This is a genomic window from Streptomyces sp. G45 (assembly GCF_049542095.1).
Taxonomy (GTDB): Bacteria; Actinomycetota; Actinomycetes; order Streptomycetales; family Streptomycetaceae; genus Streptomyces.
The window spans coordinates 5,061,780-5,080,853 of record NZ_JBMUZU010000001.1; the positions used below are offsets into that span (position 1 = coordinate 5,061,780).

Genomic DNA, 19,074 nt, shown 5'->3' on the forward strand with positions numbered 1-19,074 from the left:
CTGCCCATGGCGGACGCCGTCGTCTACCGCGCCGAGGGCGCGGCCGTCGTCGAGGGCCGTGACCTGTACGGCTTCACCGTCACCGCCTGGGACCTGCCCGCCACGTACCCGCCCTTCGCGGCCCTGCTGTTCGTACCGGCGGCCTGGCTTCCGCTGCCCGCCCTGAAGGCGGCGTTCCTCGTCGGCAACGTCCTCCTGCTCGCCGCCCTCGTCCGCCTCTCCTTCCGCCTCGCGGGCCGCGCCCCGCGCACCGGAGCGGTCCTGACGGTGACCGCGCTCGCCCTGTGGCTCGAACCCGTCTTCCAGACCGTCCTGTTCGGGCAGGTCAACCTCGCCCTCGCCTGCCTGGTCCTGTGGGACCTGACCCGCCCGCGCGGCGCCCCCTGGACGGGGGTCGCCCTCGGCGTGGCCGCCGGGATCAAACTCACCCCCGCGCTCTTCGTCGTCCACCTCGTCCTGACCCGGCGCCACCGCGAGGCCGCCACGGCGGGGGCCGCGTTCGCGGCGACGGTGCTCGTGGGCCTGCTCGCGCTGCCCGCCGCGAGCGTGGACTTCTGGACGCGGCGGCTGTACGACACCGAGCGGGTCGGCAAGGCGTGGATCGTCGACAACCAGTCCCTTCAGGGCCTGGTGGCGCGGGCGGCGCACCTCGCCGAGCCCGGGGCCGCGTGGGCGGTGCCCGCGGCGGGGGTCGCCGTCCTGGGGCTGTGGGGGGCGGCTCGCGCGGGGGAGCGGGGGGTGCTGGGCGTGGCGTTCACCGCGCTGCTGGTGTCGCCGATCAGCTGGTCGCACCACTGGGTGTGGTGCGTGCCGCTGCTTGTGGTGCTGGGCGCGCAGGGCCGGGTCCGCCTCGCGGTGGCGACGGCGACCGTCTTCACCGCCCGCACCCTGTGGCTCATCCCCCACGAGGGCCCCCTGGACCTCCACCTCCCGTGGTGGCAGCACCCCTTGGCGTCCCCCTACCCCCTCCTCGCCCTCCTCCTGCTCACCCCCGCCCGCCCCCTCTGGGACGCGGTCAAGCCCGCCCGGCGGGTGAGGGCGACCGCAGCAGCAGGGGCAGCGCGGCGGCGGACGCCGAGTCCGGGGCAGCGGCGAAGGTGACGAGGGACCGCCCCGGAGAACCGGCCAGGTGAAGCGTCTCCCGGTGGAGCGTCAGCTCCCCGGCCACCGGATGCGCCAGCCGCCACGCCCCGTACGCCGCGTCCCGCACCCCCTGCTCCGCCCACAGCCGCCGGAAGTCCTCACTGCGTACGGAGAGTTCACCGAGCAGCGTGCACAGCCGGTCGTCGCACGGGTACCGGCCGAGGTCCAGGCGCAGCGCGCCGACGGTGTCCCGCGCGACCTCCTCCCAGTCGGCGTACAGGGCCCGCGCCCGGACGTCGAGGAACACGTGCCAGGCCACGTTGCGCCGCGCGGCGGGCACCGCGTCGAAGTCGGCGAACACGGCACGGGCCAGCGGGTTCGCGGCGAGGACGTCCAGACGGGGGCCGACGACGTACGCGGGGACGCCGCCGAGGGAGTCCAGGAGGAACCGGACACCGTCGCGGAGGCCCGCCGCGCCCGGCTCGCAGGGCGCGGGGCCGCCGCCACCGCCGCCGAAGTGCAGGGCACGCACCAGGTTGCCGAAGTGGGCCCGCTCCGTGGCGTCGAGCCGCAGCACGCGGGAGACGGCGTCGAGCACGGCGTCGGAGACGTTCTGGGCCCGGCCCTGTTCAAGCCGCGTGTAGTAGTCCATGCTGACCCCGGCCAGCTCGGCCAGCTCCTCGCGGCGCAGGCCGGGGACGCGCCGACGGCCGCTGAAGGGCCGTACGCCGAGGTCCTCCGGACGCAGCGCGGCCCGGCGGGACTTCAGGAAACTGGCGAGTTCGGCGCGGAAATCCATGGGGTCATTGTCCGCCAAGCCTGGTTCTGCCAGACCCAGGGTCGAACGGTGCCCTGGCTGGGCGCTCGGGCCGGGCGCAGAGTCGTGATCACACCGAGCACCGGACCTCACCTCCTGGAGATCACGATGACCGCCACCGTCACGACCGCTACCGCTACCGCCCCGCAGTCCGCCGCCCTTCCCCTCGCCGGGCGGGTCGCCGTCGTCACCGGCGCTTCCAGCGGCATCGGCGAGGCCACCGCACGCCTCCTCGCCGCGCAGGGCGCCAAGGTCGCGCTCCTCGCCCGCCGCGCCGAGCGGCTCACCGGCCACGTCGCCGGGATCGAGGCGGCGGGCGGCACCGCCGTGGCCGTACCGGCCGACGTCACCGACCCGGCGTCGATCGCCGCCGCCGTGGACCGCGTCCACGAGGCGTACGGCCGCGTCGACCTGCTGGTCAACAACGCGGGCCTGGCCCTGCCGGACCAGCTCGGCCAGGGCGGTGCCACCACCTGGCGGCGCATGATCGACGTGAACGTCACCGGGGCGTTCGCCGTCGCGGACGCCTTCGTACCCGACCTGATCGCGGCGGCGGCCGAGCGCGGGCACGCCGACCTGGTCACGGTGTCGTCGGCGGCGGCGCACACCGTGCTGCCGGGGTTCGGCGGGTACGCGGCGTCCAAGGCCGCCGTGAGCCATCTGCTGCTCAACCTGCGGGCGGAACTCGCGCCGAAGGACGTCCGGGTCACCGTCGTCGAGCCCGGCGCCGTCGACACCGAGCTGCGGGACGACCTGGGGGACCCGGAGCTGACCACCGCCGTGCAGGAGGCGGTGGCCTCCCTCGGGGAGCTTCCGTCCGGCCGGGACGTGGCCGAGCTGATCTCCTTCGCGGTGACGCGGCCGGGGCGGGTGAGCTTTCCGCGGTTGGGGATCCTCCCCACGCACGAGGTCTGACGGGGGCGTCCTGAGCAGGGGTACCGCCGCTGCGCGCCTCGCCCTCAACCGCCGGGCAGGCTCTGCCCTCCCCCACCCACCCGCCCTTCCACGGGCCTCCGCCCCGCCCCCCACATCGCCGCTCCGCGCCTTGCCCTCAATCGCCGGGCGGGCTTGTTCCCCCACCCGCCCGCCCTCCTGGGGCTCCGCCCCTCGCCCCCGCATCGCCGCTCCGCGCCTCGTCCTCAAACGCCGGACGGGCTTGATTCTCCCCACCCACCCGCCCCCCGTATCGGCGCTGCGCGCCTTGCCCTCAATCGCCGGGCGGGCTTGTTTCCCCCACCCACCCGCCCTCCTGGGGCTCCGCCCCTCGCCCCCGCATCGGCGCTCCGCGCCTCGTCCTCAAACGCCGGACGGGCTGAATCTGTCGCGCTGGCGCGCTCGCCCTGGAAAGGGCGGGCGGGGGAAAAAGCCTGTCCGGCGTTTGAGGACGAGGCGCGCAGCGCCAATGAAGGGCGGGTGGGTGGGGGAAGAAGCCCGTCCGGCGTTTCAGGACGGCCCGTGGAGCGGCTATGGAGGGCGGGTGGGTGGGGGAAGAGCCCGTCCGGCGTTTGAGGACGGCCCGTGGAGCGGCTATGGAGGGCGGGTGGGTGGGGGAAGAAGCCCGTCCGGCGTTTGAGGACGGGCCGCGGAGCGGCCATGGAGGGCGGGTGGGTGGGGGAAAAGCCTGTCCGGCGATTGAGGACGGGGCGCGCAGCGGCAATGGGGGAATCGAGCCTGCCCGGCGTTTGAGGGCGGGGGTGCTTACTCCGCGAGCAGCGACGCCGCGTCGACGATGCGGTACGCATACCCCTGCTCAGCCAGGAACCGCTGGCGGTGCGCCGCGAAGTCCTGGTCGATGGTGTCGCGGGCCACCACGGAGTAGAAGTGCGCCTGGTGCCCGTCGGCCTTCGGCCGCAGCACGCGGCCGAGCCGCTGGGCCTCCTCCTGCCGGGACCCGAACGTGCCGGACACCTGGATGGCGACCGTCGCCTCCGGCAGGTCGATGGAGAAGTTGGCGACCTTCGACACGACGAGGACGCTGATCTCGCCCTCCCGGAACGCGTCGAAGAGCTTCTCGCGCTGCGCGTTGGACGTCTCGCCCTTGATGACGGGCGCGCCCAGGTGCTCGCCCAGCTCGTCGAGCTGGTCGATGTACTGGCCGATGACGAGGATCTGCTGGCCCGCGAACTTCCGGACGATCGCCTCGGTCACCTTCCGCTTCGTGGCGGTCGTGGCGCAGAAGCGGTACTTCTCCTCCGCCTCGGCCGTGGCGTAGGCGAGCCGCTCGGAGTCGGTCAGGTCGACGCGGACCTCGACGCAGTCGGCGGGGGCGATGTACCCCTGGGCCTCGATCTCCTTCCAGGGCGCGTCGAACCGCTTGGGGCCGATGAGGGAGAACACGTCCGACTCGCGGCCGTCCTCCCGTACCAGCGTGGCCGTCAGGCCGAGGCGGCGGCGCGCCTGGAGGTCGGCGGTGAACTTGAAGACCGGCGCGGGCAGCAGGTGCACCTCGTCGTAGACGATGAGGCCCCAGTCCCGGGAGTCGAACAGCTCCAGGTGCGGGTAGACGCCCTTCCGCTTGGTCGTCAGGACCTGGTACGTGGCGATGGTGACCGGGCGGATCTCCTTCTTCGTACCGCTGTACTCGCCGATCTCGTCCTCGGTGAGCGAGGTCCGCTTGACCAGCTCGTGCTTCCACTGGCGGGCGGAGACGGTGTTGGTGACGAGGATCAGGGTCGTCGCCTTCGCCTCGGCCATGGCACCCGCGCCGACCAGGGTCTTGCCCGCCCCGCACGGCAGCACGACCACGCCGCTGCCGCCGTGCCAGAAGCCCTCCACGGCCTGCCGCTGGTAGGGGCGCAGCGCCCAGCCGTCCTCGTTCAGGTCGATCTTGTGGGCCTCGCCGTCGATGTACCCGGCGAGGTCCTCGGCGGGCCAGCCCAGCTTCAGCAGCGTCTGCTTGATCTGGCCGCGCTCGGAGGGGTGCACGGCGACCGTGTCCGGGTCGATGCGGGCGCCGACCAGCGGCTGCACCTTCTTCGACCGCAGGATCTCCTCCAGGACGGGCCGGTCGGTGGTGGTGAGGACCAGGCCGTGCGTGGGGTGCTTGGACAGCGTGAGGCGGCCGTAGCGGGCCATCGTCTCGGCGACGTCCACGAGCAGCGCGTGCGGCACCGGGTAGCGGGAGTACTCCACCAGCGCGTCCACGACCTGCTCGGCGTCGTGCCCGGCGGCGCGGGCGTTCCACAGGCCGAGCGGCGTCACGCGGTAGGTGTGGATGTGCTCGGGGGCGCGCTCCAGCTCCGCGAACGGCGCGATCGCCCGACGGCAGGCGTCGGCCAGCTCGTGGTCGACTTCCAGGAGGAGCGTCTTGTCCGACTGGACGATCAGCGGTCCGTTCACGTACGTGCATCCCTTCCGCGCGGGCCAAACGTCCAGTGTGCCGCATCGGCGCCCGGGGCGGCCCCGCCGCGCGCGCCGGGCGGGCGCCGCGGCCCGTCGCCGTCGGAGGGACCCGCTAACGTGGCGAGGATGAGCACCCCGGACGCACCCCGTTCACTGGCGGAAGCCCTCCGGGCGAGTGATGACGCGACGCTGGTCGCGCTGTTGCGGGCCCGGCCGGACCTCCTCACGCCGGTTCCGAGCGATCTGACGCAGCTCGCGACGCGGGCGGGCACGCGCGCGTCCGTGGTGCGGGCCCTGGACCGGCTCGACCGGTTCGCGCAGCAGGTCGCGGAGGCCCTGGCGGTGGCGTCCGACCCGGCGTCGTACGAGGAGCTGGCCGGGCTGCTCGACGAGGCACCGGCGGGCGCCCTCGACCGGGCGCTCGGCACGCTGCGCGGGCAGGCCCTCGTCTGGGGGCCCGACGACCGGCTGCGCCTGGTGCGGACCGCGCGGGAGCTGCTGACGCCGACGCCGCAGCGGCCCTCGCCGACCGGGCTCGGGCCGACCGTCGCCGAGGCCGTCGCCGGGATGTCGCCGGGCCGCGTGCAGAGCCTGGTGACGGCGGCGGGCCTCGGCTCCACGCACGACGCGGTGTCGGCCGTCGAGGCGCTGACGGGCCTGTTCACCGACCGGGAGCGGATGTCCGCGCTGCTCGACTCCGCGCCCGCCGAGTCGGTCGAGGTGCTGTCGCGGCTCGTGTGGGGGCCGCCGTACGGGCAGGTCAGCGCCGAGCCCGCGGCGCACGTGCGCTGGCTCCTGGACCGGGGCCTGCTGCTCCCGGCCGCGCCCGGCACCGTCGTGCTGCCCCGCGAGGCCGCCCTGCACCTGCGCGGCGGCCGCGCGCACCGCGCCCTGGAGGCCGTGCCGCCGCCCGTGGAGGCGGCCCGCACGTACCGCCCCCAGGTGGTGGACGCCACCGCCGCGGGCCAGGCGCACACGGCGCTCGCCACCGTCGAGGAACTCCTCAAGGACTGGGACGAGGGCGGCCCCGCCGTGCTGCGCGCGGGCGGCCTGAGCGTACGCGACCTCAAGCGCACCGCCGTCGCCCTCGACACCACCGAGCCGCGGGCCGCGTTCTGGGTGGAGCTGGCGTACGCGGCCGGGCTGATCGCCGCCGACGGCGAGACCGACGAGCGGTACGCGGCGACGCCCGCGTACGACACCTGGCTGGAGCTGCCCGCCGCCGAGCGCTGGGCGGCGCTCGCCACCGCCTGGCTCACCGCGACCCGCACCGCGGGCGTCGTCGGCGGCCGCGACGGCAAGGACCGCGCCCTGTCCGCGCTCGGCCCCGGCCTCGACCGCTCCGCCGCGCCCGAGGTGCGCCACCGCGTCCTCACCCTCCTCGCCGCGCTCCCCGAAGGGGCCGCCCCCGACCCGGAGTCCGTGCTCGCCCGCCTCACCTGGGAGCGGCCCCCGGCCGCGGGCGCCTCCGACCTGCGCTCCCGCCTCGCCCACTGGACCCTGGAGGAGGCCGAACTCCTCGGCGTGACGGGGCGCGGCGCGCTGTCGGGCCACGGGCGGGCCCTGCTGGGGGAGGGCACCACCCCCGTCGAGCGGGCCGCCGCCGCGCAGGCCGCCGTCAAACGGCTCGCGCCCCTGCTGCCCGAACCCCTCGACCACGTCCTGCTCCAGGCCGACCTCACGGCCGTCGCGCCGGGCCCGCTGGAGCGCCCGCTCGCGGACGCCCTCGCCGTGCTCGCCGACGTCGAGTCCAAGGGCGGCGCCACCGTCTACCGCTTCACGCAGGGCTCCGTACGCCGCGCCCTCGACGCCGGGCAGAGCGCCTCCGACCTGCACGCCTTCCTCGCCGCGCACTCCCGTACGCCGGTCCCGCAGCCCCTGACGTACCTGATCGACGACGTGGCCCGCAGACACGGCCACCTGCGCGTCGGCGCCGCCTCGGCGTATGTGCGCTGCGACGACGAGGGCGTCCTGGAGGAGATCCTGGCGGACAAGCGCTCCCAGGACCTGCGCCTGCGCCGCCTCGCGCCCACCGTCCTCGCCGCCCAGGCCGACCCGGCCGCGCTCCTCGACGGGCTGCGCGCCATGGGCTTCGCGCCCGCCGCCGAGAGCGCCGACGGCGACGTCCTCATCACCCGCGCCCACAGCCACCGCACCCCGCCGCGCACCGCGCCCGAGCCCGTCCCCGACGGCCCGCCGCTGCCCGACGCCCCCCTCGTCGACGCCGCCGTACGGGCCATCCGCGCCGGGGACCTGGCGTCCACCACCCCGCGCAAGCCCGGCCCCGCCACCACCGCCGCGCCCGGCGAGCCGCCCCGGACCACACCGGCCGAGACCCTGGCCACGGTCCAGGCGGCCGTCCTCACCGGCGAGGCCCTCTGGATCGGCTACGTCAACGCCGACGGCGCCGCGAGCCAGCACGTCATCGCCCCCATCCGCGTGGAGGGCGGCTTCGTCACGGCGTACGACCACACGGCGGACGAGGTCCGCACCTACCCCCTGCACCGCATCACGGGCGTGGCGGAACTGGCGGACGAGTAACGACTCTTGAGCCCGCGCCCGGTGGGGACCGCGCCCGGTGGGGACCGCGCCCGATGGGGCGCGGGGAACTGCGCGACCAGCCACAACGAAGTCGCAGCCGGACGACGGCAAGGCAGGGCAAACGGTAACGTCAATGCCGGGCACCCCAACACCGCACCCCCCGGAGGGAAGTTCGTGGGGATCGAGAGCGACCAGCTCGTCTTCGACTACCTGAGCCGCGTCGGCGACCTGGCACAGCAGCGCCAGCTGCCGTCCGGTGTCCGCATGCGGCTCGTGTCCGAGCTGCGCGGCGAGATCGAGCGCCGCCGCGCCAAGGGCCCCGACGGCCCGGTGGCGGTCCGCCGCATCCTGGACCGCCTCGGCACACCGGACGACCTGGTCGAGGCGGCGGCGAACCCCTCGGGCGACGCGGCCGCCAGCCCCGCCGCCGCGGCCCCGCAGCCCGAGCCGCGGCGCCCGGAGCCCCGCAAGCCGGAGCCCCGGCTCTCGGCGAGCCTGCGGTCCGAGGCGAGCCGACGCCTGCGCCGGGTGGTCCCGCGCCCGCGCTCCGCGGCGGAGGCGGCCCCCGCCCCCGCCCCGGCCCCCGAACCGCCGACGGCGCCGCGCCCCACGCCGCCCCACCTGCTGGGCCTGGACGAACTGGGCGACTCCGCACCGGACATCGAGCCCGACTGGTGGCGCGTCCAGCACTCCCCGTCGGAGGGCGTGGAGGGCGCGCCCGGCTTCGTGGGCGGCATCGAGATCCCGGAGATGCTGAAGCGCCCCCCGGTCGACATGGCGAAGCCGGGCACCGGCACGGAGAAGGCGGCCGACGCCGAGCGCGACAGGCTCCGCAAGCCTCCCGGGCCCCGCAAGCCCACGGCGTACGAAGAGCCCGAGGAAGCCGAGGAGTCCGAGGAGTCCGAGGAGTCCGGGGCGGAGGGCGCCGGGGGGAGCGCCGCCCGCGGCAGGGAGGCCACCCCCGTTCTGGGCGCCCTCGCCAGCATCCGCTCGCTGTCCAACCCGCTGCTGCTGCTCGCCGCCGCGGCGCTGGTCGTCGGCGCGGCCATCGGCAACTGGTTCGCGCTGGGCGGCGGTTGGGTCATCGCGTGGTTCTCGAAGAAGCTCAGCCGCGCGGAGGTGAAGTGCGCGGTGATCGGCATGCCCGCGCTGTCCGTCGCGGGCGGCATCGCCTGGCTGTGGGGCCGCTCGCAGGGCAAGTGGGGCGAGCCGATCGCCAAGGGCCATATGAACGAGGCGCTTTCGGGCACCTGGCCGTGGGTGGTGCGCGGCGCGGCGATCGGCTCGGCGCTGTTCCTGGTGTGGCGCTCGCAGAGGCAGCGGCCCGCGGGGGAGCCGGGCGAGGGGGAGTAGCCTCCCGCCCCGCGGCCGGGGCGGCGGCCCGGAGGCAGAACCTGTCGCCGGGAAAAGGTGACACTCGCGCCGAGGGTGTCACCTTCTCGCGGCCTCACGTCGTCCGGCCGTCGGAGCCGGGTCACTTCTTCTTCGTCAGGTCCCGCCGCATCTCGTCCAGGATCTTCTCGGCGGCGGTGTAGCCGATGCCCTGGATCCACAGCTCGTCGTCGACGACGTGCACGTTGCCGGACTTGACGGCCCTCATGTTCTTCCACAGGCCGCTGTTCACGGTCTGGGACTCCTTGGCCTTCTTCGGGTCGCCGTACGTGGAGCGGAAGATGACGTCGGTGTCGGCGAGGTCGATCTTCTCGGGGCTCAGGTCGTACGAGAAGCCGTCCTTGGCCTTCTGGGAGAGGGGGCGCGGCCGAGGCCGACGTCCTTGAGCAGGGTGGCGATGTACGACTGCTCGCCGTAGACGCGGATGTCGGCGCCCTCCACGAAGCGGACCACGTTGACCTCGGTGGCCTTGGCCTTCGCGGGGCCGCCGAGGGCCGCCGTGACCTTCTTGACGCGCGCGTCGTAGTCGGCGACGGCCTTCTTCGCCTCGGCCTTCTTGCCGAGCGCGTCGGCGTGGGTCTGGAAGTTCTCCTTCCAGGGGTAGCCGGTGGTCTCCGTCATGACGGTCGGCGCGATCTTCTTCAGCGCGTCGTACTTGGCGGCGTGCCGGACCTTGGAGGTGAGGATCAGGTCGGGCTTGAGACCGGCGATGGCCTCCATGTTGGGGTTCATCAGCTCGCCGACGTCCTTGACGCCCGTCAGCTCGTCCTTGGGCAGGTAGCTGGGGAAGCCGCCCGCGGCCTCGACGTGCGTGGCGCCGACCGGCTTCACGCCGAGGGTGAGCGCGGAGTCCAGCTCGGCGGTGTCGAGCACGACGACGCGCTTCGGCGCGACGGGCACCTTCACGTCGCCCATGGCGGTCTTGACGGTGTGCGTCCTGCCGGAGCCCGAGGGCGTGTCGTCGTCGGAGGAGCCGCAGGCGGACAGCGCGAGCGCGCCGGTCAGGGCGAGGGCGCCGGTGGTGAGGGCGCGACGGGACAGGGTCATGGAGCGGGCCTTTCGTCGAGGCGTTCGTCGGGGCGTTCGTCGGGGCTTTCGTCGAGAGGTGACTGCTCGGGTGCGAGATCCTGGGGCTGCCAGGGGCTGCCGGGCACCACCAGCGGGGACCCGGTCACCGGATCGGGGACGACCACGCACTCCAGGCCGAAGACGTCCCGTACGAGGTCGGCGGTGACGACGTCCTCGGGCGGGCCCTCGGCGACGACCCGGCCCTGCTTCATGGCCACCAGGTGGTCGGCGTAGCGGGCGGCCTGGTTGAGGTCGTGCAGGACGACGGCGACGGTGCGGCCGCGGTCGTGGTTGAGCTGCCGGACCAGGTCCAGGACCTCGACCTGGTGGGCGATGTCCAGGTAGGTGGTGGGCTCGTCGAGCAGGAGCAGCTCGGTCTCCTGGGCGAGGGCCATGGCGATCCATACGCGCTGCCGCTGCCCGCCGGACAGCTCGTCCACGGAGCGGTCGGCGAGCGCGGCGACGTCGGTGCGCTCCATGGCCTCGGTGACGGCGCGCTCGTCGGCGTCGGACCACTGCTGCCACCAGCGCTGGTGCGGCTGGCGGCCGCGGGCCACCAGGTCGCTGACGGTGATGGCCTCGGGGGCGACGGGCGTCTGCGGGAGCAGCCCGATCCGCTGGGCGATGCGCCGCGTGGGCAGCTTCGCCAGCTCCTCGCCGTCGAGGAGGACGGCGCCGCCCCGGGGCCGCAGCAGCCGCCCGAGCGCGCGCAGGGTGGTGGACTTGCCGCAGGCGTTGGGGCCGACGATGACGGTGACCCGGCCGTCGGGGATCGCGAGGTCGAGGTCGTGCACGACGGTGCGGTCCTCGTAGGCGAGGGTCAGCCCGCGGGCGGTCAGGCGCGCGGGGGCGGAGTCGACGGGGGCGGTCACGCGGTGCCTCCATTGCGGACGGAACGGCTGCGGACGATGAGCCAGATCAGGTACGGCGCCCCGACGGCCGCGGTGAGCACGCCGACGGGCAGCTCGGTCGGCGCGAACAGCTTGCGGGCCAGCAGGTCGGCGAGGACCACCACGAGGGCGCCGAGGAGCGCCGAGCTGACCAGCGGGATCTGCGCGGTGCGGGTGAGGCGGCGGGCGATCTGCGGGGCGAGCAGGGCGACGAAGTCGACGGGGCCCGCGGCGCCGGTGGCCACCGACGCGAGGACCACGCCGAGCGCGACGAGCCCGAGCCGCACCCGGCCGAGCCGGACGCCGAGGGCGGTGGCGGTGTCGTCGTCCATGGATACGGTGCGCTGGGCGCGGGCCGCCCAGGCGATACAGGGCAGCAGCACGAGCAGCGTCACGGACAGCGGCTCGGCCTCGGCCCAGCCGCGGCCGTTGAGGGAGCCGGTCATCCAGATCTGCGCCTGCTGCGCGACGAGGTAGTCGCCCTTCGTCATGAACAGCGTGGTCACCGACCGCAGGGCGATCGCGAAGCCGATGCCGATCAGCACGAACCGGGTGGCGTGCAGCCCGCCGCGCCACGCGAAGACGTACACCAGGGCCGCGGCGAGGATGCCGCCCGCGACGGACACGTACGGAAGGAGCGTGTACGAGGTGAGGCCGAAGGTCATCGCGGCGACCGTGACGGCGCTGGCGCCCTGGCTGATGCCGATGATGTCGGGGCTGGCGAGCGGGTTGCGGGCGACGGTCTGGATGAGGGCGCCCGCCACGCCGAAGGCGGCGCCGACGAGGAGGCCGACGGTCATGCGGGGTTCGCGCAGCGTGCCCACGACCAGCTCGTCGGGGGAGGGCTGGCCGAGGAGGACCTTGACGACCTCGGCGGGCGGCACGAAGGTCTCGCCGACGCACAGGTACGCCAGGCAGGCCGCGGCCAGGAGCAGGGCGAGGACGGCGGCGACCGCCGTGGCCCTGCGGTGCACCAGGAAGGTGGCCTTCCGGAAGCGGAGCACGGCGTGTCCGGCCGGGCGCACCCGGGTGGGGCGCCCGGCGCCGGGGGCGGGGCGGGGCGTCGTGGCCGGGTCCGTCGTCGTGTTCACGCTGCCACCGCCTTCCGGCGCACCAGGGTCACCAGGAACGGCACCCCGATGAGGGCCGTCATGACGCCCGCGGGGACCTCGCTCGGCGGGAACACGATCCGGCCGACGGTGTCGGAGACGAGCAGCATGACGGGGCCGATGAGGGCGGCCAGCGGCAGCACCCAGCGGTGGTCGCTGCCGACGATGGCGCGGGCGATGTGCGGCACGGCGAGGCCGGTGAAGGCGATGGGCCCGGCGGCGGCGACGCCGGCGCCGGTGAGCACGGTGGCGCCGAGCCCGCCGACGATCCGTACGGCGGCGACGTTCTGGCCGAGCCCCTTGGCGACGTCCTCGCCGAGCGCGAGCGCGTCGAGGCCGCGGGCCACGGACAGCACCAGGACGAGGCCCACCAGCAGGAACGGCCAGATCTGCGTGACGATCTCGGCGTCGCGGCCGGACAGCGACCCCACCTGCCAGAAGCGGAACTCGTCCAGCGCCGACGCCTTGGTGGTGAGGACGGCGGTGGTGACGGAGACGAGCAGGGCGTTGACGGCGGCGCCGCCGAGGGCGAGCTTGACGGGGGTCGCGCCGCCGCGGCCGCCGCTGGCGATGGCGTAGACGGCGACGGCCGCGAGGCCCGCGCCCGCGAAGGCGTACCAGACGTAGCCGGTGAGGGTGTGGACGCCGGTGTAGGCGATGGCGAGGACCACGCCGACGGAGGCGCCCTGGCTGATGCCGAGGATGCCGGGGTCGGCGATGGGGTTGCGGGTGATGCCCTGGAGGGCGGTGCCCGCGACGGCGAGGGCGGCGCCGACGAGGACGCCGATCACGGTGCGGGGCACCCGCATCTCGCGGACCACCTCGGCGGCGTCGCTGTGCCCGCCGTGGAGCAGGGCGTCGAGGACCGCGCCCGGCGCGATCGCGCGGGCCCCCACGGCGAGGCTGAACAGGACCGCGAGCAGCAGGGCCACGACGGCCGCCGTGAGGGCGGTGGCGCGTCTGGCGGACACACGCATCGGCTGGGCTCGTTTCGGGTCGGGGACGGACGGCGACTATCAGCCACGCGAAGAGGCGAGAAGAGGCGAGAAGAGATTGGTAAGGCTTGGCTAAGTCTATGCGGGGGCGATGGCCCGGCCCCCGGCGTCCACCCCTCGGCACAATGGACCCCATGACCTCACGGACTCCCCGGGACCGCGCCGCGCTCACCGTCGGCTTCGACCTCGACATGACCCTGATCGACTCCCGGCCCGGCATCCACGCCTGCTATGTGGCGCTGGCCGAGCGGACGGGTACCCACGTCGACGCGGACCTGGCGGTCACGCGGCTCGGCCCGCCGCTGGAGCAGGAGTTGGCGCACTGGTTCCCGGCCGAGGAGATAGCGGCGACCGCGGCGCTCTACCGTGAGATGTATCCCACATACGCGGTGGCCGCGACGCCCGCGCTGCCGGGCGCCCGCGAGGCGGTCGACGCGGTGCGCGCCGCCGGGGGCCGGGCGGTCGTCGTGACCGCCAAGTTCGAGCCGAACGCCAAGCTCCACGTGGAGCACCTGGGCATCGCCGCGGACGCCGTCGTCGGTGACCTGTGGGCGGAGAAGAAGGCCGAGGCCCTGCGCGCGTACGGGGCGTCGGTGTACGTCGGGGACCACACCGGCGACGTACGCGGCGCGCGTACCGCGGGCGCGCTGTCCGTAGCGGTCGCGACGGGTCCGTGTGACGCAGCGGAACTGCGCGCGGCGGGCGCCGACGTCGTCCTCGACGACTTGCGCCGCTTCCCGGCCTGGCTGGCCGACTACCGGGCCGGGGGCCCCGCCGCCGCCCGCGCCTGACGCCGCTGCACCGCGATCCCGCGCAGCACGCCCGCGGCGGCGATCACGAACCCCACGCCCATCAGCATGCACACGGCATACGCGACGGACGGGAAAGGGTCACCGCCGAGGAACAGCGGCGCCACGGTGACCAGGGTGGCCACGGCGCCGACGAAGAAAACGATCGCGCCAATCCGTACGAGGCCGTCGCCCGGTCCGGTGGAATTCGCTTGGGTTTTGTCACGCACCGCACCAGGGTAGTTCCCAGCGCGTAGGAAGAAACCGGGGACGTCTTGTCACCGGCCCCGGGACCCATAGTCTTGGTGCTGGCGGGTCGGGCGACCCGCTGTAGTGCTATCCAGAGCCGTTTACGCCCGGCGGACCGCGCCCGCGGCGGCGCGGCTGCCGACACGACGACTAGTACGAGGACGAGGACTTCACGTGCCTACCGGCAAGGTCAAGTGGTTCAACAGCGAGAAGGGCTTCGGCTTTCTCTCCCGCGACGACGGCGGTGACGTCTTCGTGCATTCCTCCGTACTGCCCGACGGCGTCGACACACTCAAGCCCGGCCAGCGCGTGGAATTCGGCGTCGTCGCGGGGCAGCGCGGTGACCAGGCCCTTTCGGTGACCCTTCTCGACCCGACTCCGTCGGTCGCGGCGGCGCAGCGCCGCAAACCGGATGAGCTGGCGTCCATCGTGCAGGATCTCACCACTCTCCTGGAGAACATCACCCCCATGCTGGAGAAGGGGCGTTACCCGGACAAGGCGTCCGGAGCGAAGATCGCGGGGCTCTTGCGCGCGGTGGCCGACCAACTCGACGTCTAGGGGCCCTCGCGGGGGGCGCCCCAGACCCGCCCCTTTCCCGAAACCATGGGGCCTGCCCCCTGGCACCCCCGTAAATCGGCCTTCGGCCTCGTCCTCAAACGCCGGACGGGCTGGATTGTCGCGGGCTGGGCTGGATTCTGCCGGTGCGGCAGAGTTCTAGCCCGTCCGGCGTTTGAGGACGAGGCGCGGAGCGCCAATGAAGCGGGGTGCCAGGGGCAGCCGCCCCTGGTTCGGGAAGGGGCGGGTCTGGGGCGCGCCCGCGAGGGTTACGGGAACGCGAGGGCGTCGGGGGCCAGGGCCGGGACCAGGCCCTCCGCGGCCGCCCTCGTGAGGAGGCCGCGCACGGCGGCGTAACCGTCCTCGCCGAGATCCGCCGTGAACTCGTTGACGTACAGACCGATGTGCTGATCGGCCACCGCCGGATCCATCTCCTGCGCGTGCTCGAGGACATACGGCCGGGACGCCTCGGGGTCGTCCCAGGCCATCCGCACGGACGCCCGCGCGGCCCCGGCGAGCCGCCGCAGCACGTCGTCCCCCAGCGCCCGCTTGGCGATGATCGCGCCGAGCGGGATCGGCAGCCCGGTCGTGGCCTCCCAGTGCTCGCCCATGTCGGCGAGCTTGTGCAGCCCGTACCGCTGATAGGTGAACCGCGCCTCGTGGATGACGAGCCCCGCGTCGACCTTCCCGTCCCGCACCGCGGGCATGATCTGGTCGAAGGGCAGCACGACGATCTCCCCGACGCCGTCCGCGAGGACGTCCGCGGCCCACAGCCGGAACAGCAGATAGGCCGTGGACCGCTCGCTGGGCACGGCCACCGTCCGGCCCGTCAGGTCCAGGCCCGGCTCCCGGGTGAGCACCAGCGGCCCGCAGCCCCGTCCGAGCGCCCCGCCGCACGGCAGCAGCGCGTACTCGTCGAGGACGTACGGCAGCACGGCGTACGACACCTTCAGGACGTCGAACTCGCCGCGCTCGGCCATGCCGTTGGTGATGTCGATGTCCGCGAACGTCACGTCGAGCGCGGGCGCGCCCGGCACACGGCCGTGCGCCCAGGCGTCGAAGACGAAGGTGTCGTTCGGGCAGGGCGAGTACGCGATCCGCAGGGGGCGGTCCGGGAGTTCAGTCATGGCTGTTCCAACCCTCCACCACGTGCGGGAACTTCCCGAACGCGGACGACAGCGCGGCGAGCGCGTCCTTGACGCGCCACGCGTCCCGGTCGCGGGGGCCCACCGCGTTCGACACCGCGCGCACCTCGCACACGGCGGCACCGGCGACGGCCGCGGCCTCCGCGACGCCGAAGCCCTCCATGGCCTCCGCGAGGGCCCGCGGATGGCGGGCGCGCAGGGCGGCGGCGCGCTCGGCGGTGCCGGTCACCGTGGAGACGGTCAGGACGGTGCCCCTCGCGGCGCCGGTCGCGGCGGCGAGGGCGTCCACCAGCGGGGCGGGCGGCGTGTGCGTGACGCGGCCGAAGCCGAGTTCGGTGACCGGCAGGAAGCCGTCGGGCGTCTCGGCGCCCAGGTCCGCCGCGGTGATCGCGTCGGCGACGACCAGGGAGCCCACGGGGGCGCCCGGCGCGAAGCCGCCGCCGATCCCCGCCGAGACGACCAGGCCGTACGGGTCACCGGCGGCGGACGCCGCGGCCAGCGCCGCCGCCGTGGCCGCCGCCGCGGCGGCCGGGCCCACGCCCGCGACCAGCAGGTCGACCCCGGTGCCGGTGTCCGTGGGCAGACCGGAGGCCACCGCGTCCCGCTCGGCGGGGACCGCGGTGGCCACGAGAACGCGCGGACGCCGCCGTCCGGTCCGCGTGCCTGACCCGGTCAGGCGTCCTTGTCCTTCTTGAACTTGAACGTCCACAGGCCCGTCGCCTTCGCGGCGCCCTCGTCCTTACCGGCCTCCAGCAGGCTCACGGTCGTCGACGAGGCGCTGCTGCCGTCCTGCTGGCGGAAGAACGCCATGCCGGGGATGACGAGGTACGTCTTCTTGCTGACGTCGGTGAACGGCTGGCCGTTCACCAGCAGCATCCAGCCCTTGTCGGCGATCTCCGGGTCGACGCCGAAGCGGACCTTCTCGTCCGGGTCGACCGTGATCGACTTGGCGTCGGTCTTGTCCTTCAGACAGTCCTTCACGTCCTCGGACTTCAGCTCCTTGCCGTCGTCGTAGCAGGCCGCCTCGGAGTGCACGGACTTGCTGCCGACCGTCACGGTGGCCAGCGGGGTCGGCTTGTCACAGGCCGACAGGACGAGCAGTCCGGCGGATACGGCGCCGAACGCGGCGACGGTACGGCGGCTGCGCGCCGAGCGAGGTACCAGGGAGGTCATAACCGGAAGGCTATCGGGCGCCGCCCGCCTCCCCGCGAGGCGGGTCCGGCGTTTCCCTGGCGGGGGCGCCCCGCACCGCCCTTCAACGCCCGCCCACGAGCCCCTTGGACCCACCCGCCCGCCCCCTCCGGGGCGAGCGGGTGGGATCAAGCCCGCCCGGCGTTTGAGGGCGAGCGCGCAGCGCGACGATCCAGCCCGTCCGGCGTTTGAGGACGAGCCGCGAAGCGGCGACAACCGGGGGTGCCAGGGGGCTGGCCCCATGGTTTCGGGAAAGGGGCGGGTCTGGGGCGCACCCGCGAGGTCACACGACCCGCACCGACCGCCCCCCACCCCGCCGAGCCGCCCCCAACAGCCCCCGAACCGTCGGCACCCACCCCGCCCCCACGAGCCCCGCGCCCACGGCCATCCCCAACGTCCCGTTCAGCGGCAGCAGGATCCCCACACCCCCACCCACCACCCACGCCATCTGCAGCAGCGTCTCCGCACGGGCGAACGCCGACGTCCGCACCTCCTCCGGCACATCCCGCTGGATCACCGCGTCCAGCGACAGCTTCGACAGGGCCTGGGCGAAGCCCGCCACCGTCGCGAGCCCGGCGATCATCACCGTCCCGAAGAACAGCGCCGCGCACACCGCCCCCCCGAGCACCACCGCCACCACCGTCACGATGATCAGCTCCGGCGCCCGCGCCTTGAGCCACGCCCCGACGGCCGTACCGAGCGCGTTCCCGGTCCCCGCGGCGACCCCCACGATGCCCAGCGAGACCGCCGCGCTCTGCCCGGCCAGCGGATGCTCCCGCAGCAGGAACGCGAGGAAGAAGATGAGGAAGCCGGACAGGGCGCGCTGCCCGGCGTTGACGGCCAGGCCGTGGGTGACGGAGGGGCCGACGGTGCGCAGCCCGAGCCGCTGGCGCCGCGCCGAGTCATGGCGGTCGCGGGCGCGCGCCAGGTGCAGGTGCCGCTCGTCGGCGGCGAGCAGCGCCTTGCGCTCGCCCTTCGCCGAGTCCACCTTCGGCGGCAGCGTGAAGGACAGGAAGGTGCCCGCGACGAACAGCGCGAACGCCCCGTACAGCGGCCAGCGCGGCCCGACCGCCTGGAGCCCCGCCCCGATCGGCGCCGCCACACCCGTGGCGAGCAGCCCGCTCAGCGTCACCCGTGAGTTCGCCTTGACCAGGGAGAACGCGGGCGGCAGCAGTCTCGGTACGACGGCGCTGCGCACCACCCCGTACGCCTTCGACGCGACGAGGACGCCGAGCGCCGCCGGGTACAGCTCAAGGCCGCCGGAGGCCACCGCGCCCGCGAGCAGCAACGCCAGCAGGGCCCGCGCCAGCATCGCGCCCGCCATGGCGGCGCGGCGGCCGTGCGGGAGGCGGTCCAGGAGGGGGCCGATGACGGGGGCGAGGAGCGTGAACGGCGCCATCGTGATCGCCAGGTACAGCGCGACACGGCCGCGGGCCTCGTCCGTCGGCACGGAGAAGAACACCGTGGACGCCAGCGAGACGGTGATCATGACGTCGCCCGCGCCGTTCACCGCGTGCAGTTCGATCAGCTTGCCGAGGCCCGACTCGCCCGCGCCGTGCGCGTGCGTGGCCTTGCGAATGCCGCGGGCGGTCCCGGTGAACGGCAGGTGCAGGGCACGCCCCACCGTCCGGGCGGCCCGCCCGCGAGCCGTCGACACCTTGATGCCAGCCACCCAGTCATAGTGCCCCTTTCTGGCGGGGGCGCCCCATACCGCGTCGCATTGCCGCTCCGCGGCTCGTCCTCAAACGCCGGACGGGCTTCTCCCACCCGCCCGCCCTTCATCGCGCTGGCGCACTGAAGGGCGGGCGGGTGGGGAGGAAATCCGCCGCGGAGCGGCAAGGAAAAGGGCCCGGGTGCCCAGCACCCGGTAGCGCCGGTGTGGGCCCAGGGGCCAGGAACAGGTAGCGTG

General features: G+C 74.4%; 16 protein-coding genes and 1 pseudogene. 6 read left to right on the forward strand and 11 right to left on the reverse strand.

Translation table 11 applies throughout. The features are described from left to right. Positions 1 to 6: 6 nt before the first annotated feature. Positions 7 to 1,101 (forward strand): glycosyltransferase 87 family protein, encoded by a 1,095-nt coding sequence (locus ACOBQU_RS21290; RefSeq protein ID WP_423628908.1) that lies wholly within the window; start codon positions 7 to 9, stop codon positions 1,099 to 1,101. Here ACOBQU_RS21290 and ACOBQU_RS21295 read toward each other — a convergent pair. Next, the gene (locus ACOBQU_RS21295) at positions 1,016 to 1,882 is read right to left on the reverse strand and encodes a helix-turn-helix domain-containing protein (RefSeq protein WP_423628909.1); all 867 of its coding nucleotides are present in this window, start codon (positions 1,880 to 1,882) and stop codon (positions 1,016 to 1,018) included. The two genes, ACOBQU_RS21290 and ACOBQU_RS21295, sit on opposite strands and share 86 nt — an antisense overlap. 126 nt (positions 1,883 to 2,008) lie before the next feature. Between ACOBQU_RS21295 and ACOBQU_RS21300 the strand changes: the two genes are divergently transcribed. Further along, positions 2,009 to 2,815, forward strand: coding sequence for an SDR family oxidoreductase (locus tag ACOBQU_RS21300; RefSeq protein WP_423628910.1), 807 nt, complete (start codon positions 2,009 to 2,011; stop codon positions 2,813 to 2,815). 783 nt (positions 2,816 to 3,598) lie between these two features. Here ACOBQU_RS21300 and ACOBQU_RS21305 read toward each other — a convergent pair. Next, positions 3,599 to 5,239, reverse strand: a complete 1,641-nt coding sequence (locus ACOBQU_RS21305) for a DNA repair helicase XPB (RefSeq protein WP_423628911.1) — start codon at positions 5,237 to 5,239, stop codon at positions 3,599 to 3,601. 129 nt (positions 5,240 to 5,368) lie between these two features. On the opposite strand from ACOBQU_RS21305, the gene ACOBQU_RS21310 reads away from it, so the two are divergent. Together ACOBQU_RS21310 and ACOBQU_RS21315 are read left to right on the forward strand one after the other, a co-directional pair. Next, on the forward strand, positions 5,369 to 7,783 hold the full coding sequence (locus ACOBQU_RS21310) for a helicase-associated domain-containing protein (protein WP_423628912.1): 2,415 nt from the start codon (positions 5,369 to 5,371) through the stop codon (positions 7,781 to 7,783). Between the two features lie 174 nt (positions 7,784 to 7,957). Then, on the forward strand, positions 7,958 to 9,136 hold the full coding sequence (locus ACOBQU_RS21315; RefSeq protein WP_423628913.1) for a hypothetical protein: 1,179 nt from the start codon (positions 7,958 to 7,960) through the stop codon (positions 9,134 to 9,136). A 121-nt stretch (positions 9,137 to 9,257) separates the two neighbouring features. Here the strand turns inward: ACOBQU_RS21315 and ACOBQU_RS21320 are convergent. The 4 genes and pseudogenes from ACOBQU_RS21320 to ACOBQU_RS21335 all read right to left on the reverse strand — a co-directional run bounded on the left by ACOBQU_RS21320 (position 9,258) and on the right by ACOBQU_RS21335 (position 13,219). Further along, a pseudogene (locus ACOBQU_RS21320) lies at positions 9,258 to 10,222 on the reverse strand (ABC transporter substrate-binding protein). After that, positions 10,219 to 11,115 (reverse strand): ABC transporter ATP-binding protein, encoded by an 897-nt coding sequence (locus ACOBQU_RS21325; protein ID WP_423628914.1) that lies wholly within the window; start codon positions 11,113 to 11,115, stop codon positions 10,219 to 10,221. Before ACOBQU_RS21325 ends, ACOBQU_RS21320 begins: the two are co-directional and overlap by 4 nt. Continuing rightward, a complete protein-coding gene (locus ACOBQU_RS21330; protein ID WP_423628915.1) occupies positions 11,112 to 12,224 on the reverse strand; it encodes a FecCD family ABC transporter permease in 1,113 nt (370 codons plus the stop codon). The genes ACOBQU_RS21325 and ACOBQU_RS21330 overlap by 4 nt, the downstream gene beginning before the upstream one ends. Further along, positions 12,221 to 13,219 (reverse strand): FecCD family ABC transporter permease, encoded by a 999-nt coding sequence (locus ACOBQU_RS21335; protein ID WP_423628916.1) that lies wholly within the window; start codon positions 13,217 to 13,219, stop codon positions 12,221 to 12,223. Before ACOBQU_RS21335 ends, ACOBQU_RS21330 begins: the two co-directional genes overlap by 4 nt. A gap of 152 nt (positions 13,220 to 13,371) precedes the next feature. On the opposite strand from ACOBQU_RS21335, the gene ACOBQU_RS21340 reads away from it, so the two are divergent. Then, positions 13,372 to 14,028, forward strand: coding sequence for an HAD family hydrolase (locus ACOBQU_RS21340; protein ID WP_423628917.1), 657 nt, complete (start codon positions 13,372 to 13,374; stop codon positions 14,026 to 14,028). On the opposite strand, the gene ACOBQU_RS21345 is transcribed toward ACOBQU_RS21340, so the two are convergent. After that, positions 13,992 to 14,255, reverse strand: a complete 264-nt coding sequence (locus tag ACOBQU_RS21345) for a hypothetical protein (protein WP_423628918.1) — start codon at positions 14,253 to 14,255, stop codon at positions 13,992 to 13,994. The genes ACOBQU_RS21340 and ACOBQU_RS21345 overlap by 37 nt on opposite strands. Before the next feature lie 193 nt (positions 14,256 to 14,448). On the opposite strand from ACOBQU_RS21345, the gene ACOBQU_RS21350 reads away from it, so the two are divergent. Next, positions 14,449 to 14,832: a cold-shock protein gene (locus ACOBQU_RS21350; protein ID WP_030363393.1), complete on the forward strand. Its 384-nt coding sequence runs from the start codon at positions 14,449 to 14,451 to the stop codon at positions 14,830 to 14,832. Positions 14,833 to 15,098: 266 nt separating this feature from the next. Here ACOBQU_RS21350 and ACOBQU_RS21355 read toward each other — a convergent pair whose 3' ends face one another. The 4 genes from ACOBQU_RS21355 to ACOBQU_RS21370 all read right to left on the reverse strand — a co-directional run bounded on the left by ACOBQU_RS21355 (position 15,099) and on the right by ACOBQU_RS21370 (position 18,837). Beyond that, positions 15,099 to 15,956 carry a 1,4-dihydroxy-6-naphthoate synthase gene (locus ACOBQU_RS21355; RefSeq protein WP_423628919.1) on the reverse strand — a complete coding sequence of 286 codons (858 nt, stop codon included), beginning with the start codon at positions 15,954 to 15,956 and terminating at the stop codon, positions 15,099 to 15,101. Beyond that, on the reverse strand, positions 15,949 to 16,602 hold the full coding sequence (locus tag ACOBQU_RS21360; protein WP_423628920.1) for a futalosine hydrolase: 654 nt from the start codon (positions 16,600 to 16,602) through the stop codon (positions 15,949 to 15,951). Before ACOBQU_RS21360 ends, ACOBQU_RS21355 begins: the two co-directional genes overlap by 8 nt. A gap of 44 nt (positions 16,603 to 16,646) precedes the next feature. After that, positions 16,647 to 17,147: a DUF2771 domain-containing protein gene (locus tag ACOBQU_RS21365; protein WP_423628921.1), complete on the reverse strand. Its 501-nt coding sequence runs from the start codon at positions 17,145 to 17,147 to the stop codon at positions 16,647 to 16,649. Between the two features lie 301 nt (positions 17,148 to 17,448). Further along, entirely contained in the window at positions 17,449 to 18,837 is a 1,389-nt protein-coding gene (locus tag ACOBQU_RS21370; protein WP_423628922.1) for an MFS transporter, read from the reverse strand. Positions 18,838 to 19,074: the final 237 nt, after the last annotated feature.